Consider the following 10,233-nt stretch of genomic DNA (forward strand, 5'->3'; position numbering starts at 1 on the left):
TGAAAATTCAACTTCAGCCTAAACAGTCGAGCGTGGCTGAGGTGTGACTTACGGATGCGTCCCGGGGGTGGTGCTTAATATGCATATTAATCGAAAATACGTTTGAATACAGTCCGGAGGATGGGTTAATGTTCGTGGCATGGAAAACATCTCGGGCGGACAATCGGAGCAGTCCGGTCGGCCACTGAGCTGGTCGCGGATTGAGCGTATTCTATCGGGTAAATTTTCAGGAAAACTACAGCCTAATGGCAGCTTCAATGGCTGGCGGGGGCAGCTGTCAGATTCCATCGTTGGGGCTTTTGAAGCTCCGGAAAGCGGTGCTAGTGGCAGCGGTAGTGTGTCATTTACGCCTGCGCACATTAAGGCGGAATTGCACTGTCGTTCGAGCTATTCATTCCTGCATGGCGCATCGGACCCGGAAGAATTGGTGTCCGAGGCTGCGCGTTTGGGGTTAAACGTGTTGGGGCTCGCAGATCGCGATGGTTTCTATGGAATCGCTCGTTTTGCCGAGGCTGCAGCGGAGGCTGGTATCGCCACAATCATCGGCGCGGAGCTGGGGCTTCCGCAGCGGCCCCTCACGGTGCTGGGGCGGGGTCCTGAGGGCTATCGGCGCCTGAGTCACACGCTGTGTGATGCGCATATGTCGGCAGGGGAGAAATCCGTCGTCCGCTATCCCTCGCTGCCAGAATTGGGGGAGGTTGCAGGCGGTTTCTGGCAGGTGCTTGCCGACGTCAGCTGGGTCGGCGACTTGGAAGAGCTCATTGCGGCCTTCGGTGCGGAGAACGTGGCGCTCGAGCACCGCCTGAGCCCCACAGCACAGGCGGCCGATGATGCGGAGGCGATTTCGGCCGCAGCTGTGAAGTATGGCCTGCGGGAGGTGGTTTCCTCTGCTGCGACGGCGGCCTCGCCTGCGGCAAGCCGGTTGGCCGGGGCGAAGCAGTCCCTTGCTGTGCGGGAGGACCTAGACGGGTTCGAGTCACGGCTGGAGCCCGCAGGCGGAGCTTGGTTGCGTTCGTGGGAGGAGCTATCGGCGGCAACACGGTATCTGGGGGCGCAGGTACTGCAGGCAACACAGGACATTGCAGGTGAGTCTGCTTTTACGCTTGATCTCATTGCGCCTGAGTTGCCTCGCTGGGAGGTTCCTGCTGGTCACGATGAGGACTCATGGTTGCGGGAAATTGCTCGTGCGGGGGCGCGGCGGCGGTATGGTCCGGCCGATGGAGCTCGGGACGGCTCCGTGCAAGCGCGGGCGTGGGCGCAGTTAGAGAATGAGCTGACTGTGATTCGAGAGCTGGGTTTTCCAGGCTACTTCCTCATCGTGCACGACATCTGTGAGTTCTGTCGCCGGGCGGGAATTCTGGCACAGGGGCGCGGTTCGGCGGCTAACTCGGTGGTGTGTTTTGCGCTGGGGATCACCAATGTTGACCCCATTAGTGCCGGGCTGTTGTTCGAGAGGTTTTTGTCGCCAGAACGGGATGGGCCGCCGGATATCGATGTAGACATCGAGTCTGGTCGTAGGGAAGAGGTCATCCAATACGTCTATGAAAAGTATGGTCGTGACAATGCCGCGCAGGTGGCCAATGTCATTACCTACCGGCGGCGCGGTGCATTGCGCGATGCGGCGCGGGTGTTGGGGTACTCGCCGGGCGTTATCGATGCGTGGGTCAGAGACCGGGAAGCGTGCCCGCCGGAGCCGGTGCAGCAACTGGCGGAGCAGCTTCGTGGGCAGCCTCGTCATTTAGGCATTCACTCTGGCGGAATGGTGATTTGTGATCGGCCGATTGCGGATGTCGTGCCAGTGGAATGGGCACGCATGGAAGGTCGTTCGGTAGTGCAGTGGGATAAGGATGACTGTGCGGCAGCGGGACTGGTGAAATTCGACCTGCTTGGCCTCGGAATGCTGGAGGCCATCCACCATTGCATTGACTTGGTCTATGAACAGCATGGGCGCCGAGTGAACCTGTGGGAAATAGATGTCGCTGAACCGGAGGTTTACGAGATGTTGGCACGCGCGGACGCGGTGGGCGTGTTTCAGGTGGAATCGCGCGCGCAGCTGGCCACCTTGCCCCGACTGAAGCCGAGGGAGTTCTTTGATCTGGTGGTGGAGGTGGCACTCATTCGCCCAGGCCCCATTCAAGGCGGTAGCGTGCACCCCTACATTCGCCGCCGAAATGGACTCGAACCAGTGACCTATGAGCATCCAGTGCTGGAGAAGTCCCTCGGGAAGACACTGGGCATCCCGCTATTTCAAGAGCAGCTGATGCAAATGGCCGTCGATGCGGCGGGTTTCAGTGGGGCGGAAGCGGACTCGCTGCGTCGCGCTATGGGGTCGAAGCGCTCAGTGGCCAAAATGGAAGCGCTTCATGCCCGTTTTCTGGCTGGGCTGGAGCGCACCAGTGGCATTGATGCGGATATTGGGGAACAACTGTGGAACAAGATAGTGGCCTTTGCCGCCTACGGTTTCCCGGAATCACACGCGCAGTCGTTTGCCTCCTTGGTGTATTTCTCGGCTTGGTTTAAGTACCACTATCCGGCGGAGTTCTGTGTCGCATTGCTCCGTGCCCAGCCCATGGGGTTTTACTCTCCGCAGTCGTTGATTGCCGATGCTCGCCGGCACGGTATCGGCTGCGATGGTCCGGATATCTCGGTTTCAGGCGTGGAAGCCAGCGTCATCGATGGGCGTATTCGGTTGGGGCTCGGCGCCATTGCCGGTGTGGGCAATGACGTGGCGGAACGTATCGTCGCAGCGCGGCCATTTGTCAACGCAGCAGATGTCGCCCGCAGAGCTCGGCTGGGTGTTGGGCACATGGAAGCACTGGCGCGCGCAGGAGCACTTGGGTCGCTGGGGATTGACCGTCGTCAAGCACTGTGGGCGGCGGGCGTGGCGGCGACGGAAAGTGAGGGCATGCTGCCGGGGCTCACGCTTGCCGACGCACCTGCGTTGCCCGGCATGACGGAGTTTGAGCTGGCAGCTGCCGATTTGACGGCAACGGGAGTGACCCCGGGGCAGTACCCGGTGGCCGCGTTGCGGGCAGACCTGCAGGAACGTGGAGTGGTGCCTGCGGCGGAACTGAAAACAGTGCCCGATGGAACACGAGTAGAAGTGGCGGGAGTCGTGACGCATAGGCAACGTCCGGGGACCGCTGGCGGAGTGACATTTTTGGGAATGGAGGACGAAACTGGGCTGGTGAATGTGCTGTGTACGCCGGGGCTGTGGAATCGATTTCGGCCGGTAGCGGTGAATTCGCGGGCGATGGTGGTGCGCGGTATCGCGCAGACAGCCTCTGGTGCGGTGACAATCGTGGCCGATCGTCTGGTGGATATGTCCGAGGCTCTGGGGCAGCCAGTGGTGGCAGGTCGAAGTAGAGATTTTCGCTGACTACTAGAATGGATTGTCATGCGCCAGACCTATGAATCCTCGTTAGCACCGGATGGGAGTGCAATCGCCTTTATTGTCCGCGATAGCGGCTACCCGCGTGCGGTACAGCAGGAGATTACTCCGGAGGGGCTAGGGGCGGAGCGCCCCGTGAAACTGCCGGTGGAAGGCCCGGTTACCAGGGTGCTGCACTCCCCGGATGGAAAGTGGATCGCCTGCGAGGTCTCTCCGTACGGTACGGAGCGACTGCAGACCTGGCTGGTATCCACCGATCCGGAGGTCGACGGTGCCCGCCCCCTGCGTATGGATGCGGATATGCGCGCCACACTGGTGGAATGGGATAACGATCTCCTAGCGATGAACGCGGTCGATGCCCAGGGCATTAACTATGCGCGTTTGGTCAACCCGACGAACTCAAAGTATGAGGTCATTGATAAACGCACTGACAGCCAGCTGGTAGCGGCTGAAGGCGGGTTTGGCCTCGTGCGGGTGGGGCCGCGAGGCCACCGTGAGCTACTGCTGGTCGGGCCGGGGCAGCAGTGGCAGCCGCTGTTGCCGTCCGATCCCGGCTCCACCACAGATGCCGGTGTCTTATTGGCGCATCCGGGGCAGGAGAAGCTGACCGCGTTCGTGCTCTCAGATCATGGCGCGGAACAGCGTCGCATCCTGCGCCTGGGTATTACTCCCGATAGCGGTATCAGCACTACTGAGCCGCGCACAGCGGAATCGACCGCAGCGGAGATTTTGGATATGAAGATCGGCATCGAAGTTGATGTCGAGGAGTTCATTGGCAATCCGGATCAAGACGTCGAAGAATTTGTCATCAGTGAGGATTCCTCCACTGCGGCTGTGCTGTGGAACAGCGGTGGGGTCAGCACGCTTGAGGTGCTTACCCTTGGCCTTCACCCGCAGACTGACGACATGCGGGTGATGGTGCGCCGCAATGTGGAATTGCCGGGCATGGTTGCGCGCGAGCTGTCAATCTCCGGTGACGGTGAGCTGATCTCCCTGACAGTAGAAGGGCCAGGCCTTGCGCCAACGGTGGAGATTCTGCGCAATATCGGTGGTGTCATTGAGCCATTGGATATGGAACGCACCGAACGGATTTTGGCTCTGGAAGAGAAGAATCTGGAGACCATGCCGGCTCCAGAGCTGGTCTACTTTGTCTCCCGCGATGGGTTGGAACTGTCTGGTTGGCTCTACCTTCCGGAGTCGGTGCGCAATAGTTCTAATGACGTTTCCGGAAGCGCACTACCGCCGGCTTTCATCCACATCCACGGCGGACCAGAACTGCAGGCGAAACCCATCCACCACGATGTTCTAGCCAGCATTGTGGAGGCGGGCTTCGTGGTGTTCACTCCTAATGTGCGCGGTTCCTCGGGGTCCGGTAGGTCATTTGAGCACGCGGGCGACCGCTATGGACGCTTTGCCGCTATTGCGGATATCGCAGCGGCGCGTGCCTTCCTCGTTGATGCCGGGCTGGCGGATCCAGAACGCATTGCGCTGGGCGGGCGATCCTACGGTGGCTTCATGTCGCTGTTGGCCTCGGCATGGTACCCGGATCAGTTTGCGGTCATCGTCGATGCCTGCGGAATGACAAGTTTTGAAACCTACTACCAATCCACCGAGCCTTGGTTGGCGCAGGCCGCGTTCCCCCGATACGGCTACCCGTACCAGGATGCTGAGCTCCTGCGCGATATCTCACCGCTGCACCGTGCGGAGGAAATGAAGGCTCCAACCCTATTCATTCACGGCGAGTGGGATACCAACGTGCCTCCGCGAGAGTCTGGTCAGATGCGCAACGCCATGGACGCATACGGCGTGCCCACCGATTTTCTGGTGGTCGAGGGAGAGGGCCATAAGTTCTCGAAGCCGAGGAGCCGAGCGCTAATCGGTGAGACCATCATCGCGTTTTTCACCGAGCACGGTGTGTGCGATGCGGCGCCTGCCACGACAGCGGCAGCAGAAACCAACAACGAGCAGTAAAAGAAGCAGCGGAAAAGAACTGACGGAAGAAATGAATAGCGCCACGACCGAGCCAACGAACGCCGAGCCAACGAACTCCACAGACTGGATTACGAGCCACACCTGCCACGTGCTTTTTGACCGGCCTGTCATCCCGCCGAACACCGGAAACGCTATCCGCATGTGTGCGGGCTCTGGAGCTATGCTGCATCTGGCCAAGCCACTGGGGTTCAACTTCGATGACAAAAATCTGCGTCGCGCCGGGCTGGATTACCATGACCTGGCCGATGTGCGTATTCATGACTCCATCGATCAAGCATTGGAGACCTTTGCCAGCCAAGGGTGCCGCATTTTTGCCTTTACCGCACACGCTGACACGTGGCACACAGATATTGAGTACACGAACACCGATGTTCTGCTCTTTGGCCCGGAGCCAACCGGGTTGGAACAGTCAGTGCTCGATGATCCGCGAATTACGCAATTAATCCGAATTCCCATGTTGCCCGCTCGTCGCAGCATGAATCTTTCCAACGCCGCTGCAGTGGCTGCTTATGAAGTCTGGCGTCAGCAGGGCTTTATGGGCGGTAAATAGGGTCAAAGGCGAGGGCGGTTACAGGGCGTTTCTGGGCATTATTCGCTCCTGTGCCTAAGATAAATGCCATGGCAGCGACAAAGCTTGATGGCAAACTCTACCGAGACGAAATCTTCGAAAACCTGGAAAAGCGCGTTGAGCGTTTGAAGGAAGCCGGCTACACCCCGGGGCTGGCCACCGTGTTGGTTGGTGATGATTCAGGCAGCCACTCTTACGTCAAGATGAAGCATCGCGACTGTGAGCAGATTGGTATCGCCTCTATCCGCCGTGATCTCCCAGCTGACACCACGCAGGAAGAACTCGAGGCAGTAATCACCGAGCTGAATGAAAGCCCGGAGTGCACAGGCTACATTGTTCAGTTGCCACTGCCGAAGCACCTGGATGAAAACCGTATTCTGGGGCTCATCGATCCGGAGAAAGACGCCGATGGCCTCCACCCGGTAAACCTGGGCAAGCTGGTCCTCAACGAGCCAGCACCACTGCCGTGTACCCCAAACGGCTGTATCCACCTGCTGCGACGCTTCGGCGTCGAGCTCAACGGTGCCAAGGTTGTTGTTATCGGCCGCGGTGTCACCGTTGGTCGCCCAATCGGCTTGATGCTCACTCGCCGCAGCGAGAACTCCACCGTGACGCTATGTCACACCGGCACCAAGGACTTGGCCGCTGAAACCCGTCAGGCTGATGTCATTATCGCCGCTGCTGGTGTCGCTCATATGCTTACTGCAGACATGGTCAAGCCTGGAGCTGCTGTACTCGACGTGGGAGTTTCGCGTGTCGACGGCAAGCTGGCCGGTGACGTTGCTGATGACGTCTGGGACATTGCCGGTTACGTATCCCCGAACCCAGGTGGTGTCGGCCCACTGACTCGCGCTTTCCTCGTACGCAATGTCGTCGAGCGCGCTGAAAAGCTCGCTGGCCTGGCCTAGTCAGCCAGGAGGAACAACTCGTGTCGAAAAGGGAAATTGCGCAGCGTGCCCGGCGGGAAGATCTGCCGGATCCAATGCTGAACCCGCACAGCCCGAAGACCCCGCCGCCGGGGGCATCGTGGCCAATGTGGGTGCAGTATACGATTTACGGTGCGCTCTTTTTCGGCATGTCCGCCTTCGTTGTGTTTCTGGGGCTGGAGCGGTGGCGACGCGCCACATTCATGCTGGGAAGCACAATGATGCTGCTCGGTGTGGCTAGGCAGTACCTGCCGGACAGCATTCTAGGTGTGTTCTCTGTGCGATCCCGGGCCTTTGACCTATGGTTTTGCTCCATAATCGGGATGGGAATCGTATTCCTTGCAGTCAGCGTGGATGCGCTGGGAAGCTAGCTGACATTAACTGACATCGCGAGCGAGGAAATTACGCACAATCGAATCCACTCGTTCGAACTCCGTCAAGAATCCGTCGTGCCCCACGGCGGATTCAATCTTTTCTAGCCCCAAGCAGTTGCCCAGATTGCGGGCGAGGTGCTCCTGCTGGTGGAAGGGGTAGAGAATGTCCGTGTCCACACCGGCAACCATGGTCGGCACGGTTGACGAGTGCAGCGCTTCATTGAGGCCACCGCGATCACGGCCAATATTGTGCCGATTCAAGGTATCGGTGAGCACGACATACGAGCCTGCATCGAAACGCTGGGCAAGCTTCTCCGCTTGGTGATCCAGGTAGCTTTCTACCTGGAAACGATCTTCCGTGCGCATCGCGCCCAGCGGATCCTCACCGGGCTGCGCTGCCGCGCCAAAGCGATCATCCATCTCCAGCTCGCCACGGTACGTCAAATGCGCGACCCTGCGTGCGAATCCCAAACCTCGGGCCGGAGTCACACCGCGGTCGTAGTAGTCGCCGCCATGCCAATCGGGATCGGACTCAATGAATTGAATTTGCGCAGACTGAATACCAATCTGCCAAGCAGACGCACGTGCGCCGACACACATCACCAATGCCTTGCCGACGAAATCCGGGTGCATCAGTGACCACTCAAGCGCGCGGGCACCACCCAACGAGCCGCCAATGACAGCTTGGAGGCGGGAAATTCCCAGTTCTTGCAGCGCAAGGTGCTCCACTGTCACCGTGTCGCGCACGGAGATAGCGGGGAAGCGAGAGCCCCAGGGCTTGCCGTCGTCCGGATGTGGACTGGAAGGGCCGGTTGTACCGCGACAGCCACCGATGACGTTGGTGCAGATAATGCAGTACTCATCGGTGTCCAGTGCGCGGGCAGAGCCGATCATCCCGTTCCACCAACCCGCAGTCGGGTGGTACTCATCCGAGGGGCCGGAAGCGTGGGCGTCGCCGGTTAGAGCGTGCTCGAGGAGGATGACATTCGAGCAGTCGTCGTTAAGCCGACCCCAGCGTTCGAACTCGACAGTGACGTCGGGGATGACCGCGCCAGCCTCGGTTGTGACATCGCCGATAAAGACACGCCCCGGCTCGCCCTCGGGTGGGAGGGCGGCCGGGGTAGATGGGGAAAAGCTCATGCGTTATAGACTACTTAGTCCGTTCTGTGTCTGTGTACAAACGGTCTACGCGAGTGCTGCGAAGCCGCCCTCGAGATCGGCGATGATGTCATCGATGTTCTCGATACCGACAGAGAGGCGAACGGTGGCCTGGGAAATGCCGGCGCGGGTCAGACCCTCCTCATCGGACTGGGAGTGAGTGGTGGTGGCCGGGTGGACAACCAGCGAGCGGACGTCGCCGATGTTGGCGACGTTGGAGTGCAGCTTCAGAGCGTCAATAAACTTCCAAGCCTTGGCGGTGTCGGCATCCTTCAGGTCGAAGGAGAGCACGCCGCTGGCGCCGGAAAGGCCCAGCTTGCTCAGCGTCTCGTACCACGGGGAGCTCGGCAGGCCAGCGTAGTTGACCTTGGCGACCAGCGGGTGGTTCTCGAGGAACTCAGCGACAGCCTTGGCGTTCTCATTGTGGCGCTCGATGCGCAGAGCCAGGGTGTCGAGGCCCTGAGCCAGAACCCAGGCGTTGAACGGAGCCGGGGCAGCGCCGGTGTCGCGGAGAATGCCAGCGCGAGCACGCAGTGCGAAGGCCGGGGCGCCCAGGTCGGCGAACTTCAGGCCGTGGTAAGCCTCGTCGGCCTCGGTGAAGTTCGGGAAGATGGAACGGCCGTTGCGGGTCTGAGTCCAGTCGAACTTGCCACCGTCGACGATGACACCGCCAAGGGAGGAGCCGTTACCAGTCAGGAACTTGGTGGTGGAGGAAACCACGACGTCAGCACCGTGCTCGAGCGGGCGCAGCAGGGCCGGGGTCGGAACCGTGTTGTCGACAATCAGCGGAACGTTGTTGCGGTGTGCAACCTCGGCGATGGCAGGGATATCGAGGACATCGATCTGCGGGTTGGCGATGGACTCACCGTAGAAACCGACGGTGTTGTCCTGAACTGCTGCCTGCCAGGACTCCGGGTCATCCGGGTTCTCGACGAAAGTGCAGTCGATGCCAAGGCGCGGCAGGGTGACCTTGAACAGGGTCTCAGTACCGCCGTAAAGGCGTGGCGAAACGACGAAGTGGTCGCCTGCACGAGCCAGGGTGAGGACAGCAGCGGTCTCAGCTGCCTGGCCGGAGGAGAACAGTACGGCAGCGACGCCGCCCTCGAGGCTGGCGATGCGCTGCTCGACGGCATCCACAGTCGGGTTGGTCAGGCGGGAGTAAATCGGGCCTGCATCCGAGAGGTTGAAGCGGTTGGCAGCGTGCTCAGCGGAATCGAAGACGTAGGAGGAGGTGTTGTAAATCGGCAGGTTGCGCGCGGAGGTCTGTGCGTCCGGAGCGAAGCCGGCGTGAATAGCGCGAGTGGACAGGCCCCAGTTGGCGGCGTTGCTGTTGTCGTACTTGGTGGTCATTTCAGATACTTCCTTGCGGTTTTTGAGATTGTTCAAAACGTTGCTTACAAACAATAGTGAACCAAGCTGTCTATTGCAAAGTTTTGGAAAAACCCAAGGTAAGAGGGTGTGTGTATCTGTGTCGAGAGTGCTATAGCCCGCTTAGTACGGATTGGTTTGATTGGCTCTGGGGCGTGGCCAGTTGTGGGGGGTGGGGTGTGTAGGGAGCTGTGGCTAGGTGTGTGTGGAGGCTGCTGTGTATGGGGGGCGTGGGTGGTGCGTGGCGAGTGGTGTTCGACGGGTGGCGGTTTGCCGAAGGAGTTAGTGACTACCTTTATGACAGTTTGAAGGCGGTAGGGTCAGGCGGTCATTGCATCATGGATAACACCAGAGATTACCTCCCGGGGAGTTAACCCGCCGAGCACTACCCGCGGCCGGTTATTCAGCAATGCTTCCGCCTCGGCGACCTCTTGGTCGGTGACATCGGTAAAGTTG

7 protein-coding genes are annotated in these 10,233 nt (G+C 59.9%); 5 read left to right on the forward strand and 2 right to left on the reverse strand.

The features are described 5' to 3' along the window. The first annotated feature begins 139 nt into the window (after positions 1 to 139). The 5 genes from QP995_RS06275 to QP995_RS06295 all read left to right on the forward strand — a co-directional run bounded on the left by QP995_RS06275 (position 140) and on the right by QP995_RS06295 (position 7,248). Entirely contained in the window at positions 140 to 3,379 is a 3,240-nt protein-coding gene (locus QP995_RS06275) for an error-prone DNA polymerase (protein WP_049190335.1), read from the forward strand. Positions 3,380 to 3,397: 18 nt separating this feature from the next. Continuing rightward, a complete protein-coding gene (locus QP995_RS06280) occupies positions 3,398 to 5,362 on the forward strand; it encodes an alpha/beta hydrolase family protein (protein WP_049190334.1) in 1,965 nt (654 codons plus the stop codon). A 31-nt stretch (positions 5,363 to 5,393) separates the two neighbouring features. Beyond that, entirely contained in the window at positions 5,394 to 5,933 is a 540-nt protein-coding gene (locus tag QP995_RS06285; protein ID WP_049190330.1) for a tRNA (cytidine(34)-2'-O)-methyltransferase, read from the forward strand. Between the two features lie 68 nt (positions 5,934 to 6,001). Then, positions 6,002 to 6,859, forward strand: a complete 858-nt coding sequence (locus tag QP995_RS06290) for a bifunctional methylenetetrahydrofolate dehydrogenase/methenyltetrahydrofolate cyclohydrolase (protein ID WP_284853029.1) — start codon at positions 6,002 to 6,004, stop codon at positions 6,857 to 6,859. A gap of 20 nt (positions 6,860 to 6,879) precedes the next feature. Next, entirely contained in the window at positions 6,880 to 7,248 is a 369-nt protein-coding gene (locus tag QP995_RS06295) for a DUF3017 domain-containing protein (protein WP_005510063.1), read from the forward strand. Between the two features lie 6 nt (positions 7,249 to 7,254). On the opposite strand, the gene metX is transcribed toward QP995_RS06295, so the two are convergent. Both metX and QP995_RS06305 read right to left on the reverse strand, forming a co-directional pair. Further along, positions 7,255 to 8,391 carry a homoserine O-acetyltransferase MetX gene (gene metX / locus QP995_RS06300; RefSeq protein ID WP_016422137.1) on the reverse strand — a complete coding sequence of 379 codons (1,137 nt, stop codon included), beginning with the start codon at positions 8,389 to 8,391 and terminating at the stop codon, positions 7,255 to 7,257. Positions 8,392 to 8,436: 45 nt separating this feature from the next. Next, on the reverse strand, positions 8,437 to 9,759 hold the full coding sequence (locus tag QP995_RS06305; RefSeq protein WP_049190324.1) for an O-acetylhomoserine/O-acetylserine sulfhydrylase: 1,323 nt from the start codon (positions 9,757 to 9,759) through the stop codon (positions 8,437 to 8,439). Positions 9,760 to 10,233 lie beyond the last annotated feature (474 nt).

Origin of the sequence: Corynebacterium sp. MSK032 (assembly GCF_030232065.1) — a bacterium.
Taxonomy (GTDB): Bacteria; Actinomycetota; Actinomycetes; order Mycobacteriales; family Mycobacteriaceae; genus Corynebacterium; species Corynebacterium jeikeium_D.